This is a genomic window from Catenulispora rubra, assembly GCF_015356825.1.
GTDB lineage: Bacteria > Actinomycetota > Actinomycetes > Streptomycetales > Catenulisporaceae > Catenulispora > Catenulispora rubra.
On the sequence record NZ_JAACYW010000727.1, the window covers coordinates 1 to 512 of the forward strand.

Below are 512 nucleotides of genomic sequence, written 5' to 3' on the forward strand. Positions count from 1 at the left end.
CCGCCGACTGGCCGTCCATCACCGCCGAGCTCGACGCGTACGGCTGCGCCCCCACCCCGCAGCTGCTCACCCCCGAGCAATGCGGCGCCATCGCAGCCCTCTACGACCGCCCCGAACTCTTCCGCACGACCGTCGACATGGCACGCCACCGCTTCGGCTCCGGCCAGTACCGCTACTTCACCCACGACCTGCCCGACACCGTCGACACCCTGCGCCGCGCCCTCTGGCCGCACCTGCTCCCCATCGCCCGCGACTGGGCCGCGCGCCTGGGACGCCCCGCACCGTGGCCTGACGACCTGGACGAATGGCTGGCGCAGTGCCACGCCGCCGGCCAGGCCCGCTCGGCGCAGATCCTGCTCCGCTACGGCCCCGGCGACTGGAACGCCCTGCACCGCGACATCTTCGGCGACCTGGTGTTCCCGCTCCAGGCGGTCATCGGCCTGGACGCCTACGGCACCGACTACACCGGCGGCGAGTTCCTGCTCGTCGAGCAACGCCCCCGCGCCCAATCC

The 512-nt window shown here is 73.2% G+C and carries 1 protein-coding gene; it reads left to right on the forward strand.

The genetic code is table 11. The annotated features are described in order from the left end of the window. A partial coding sequence (locus GWK61_RS55165) for a 2OG-Fe(II) oxygenase (RefSeq protein WP_194922372.1) occupies positions 1 to 512 on the forward strand: 512 nt, incomplete at both ends.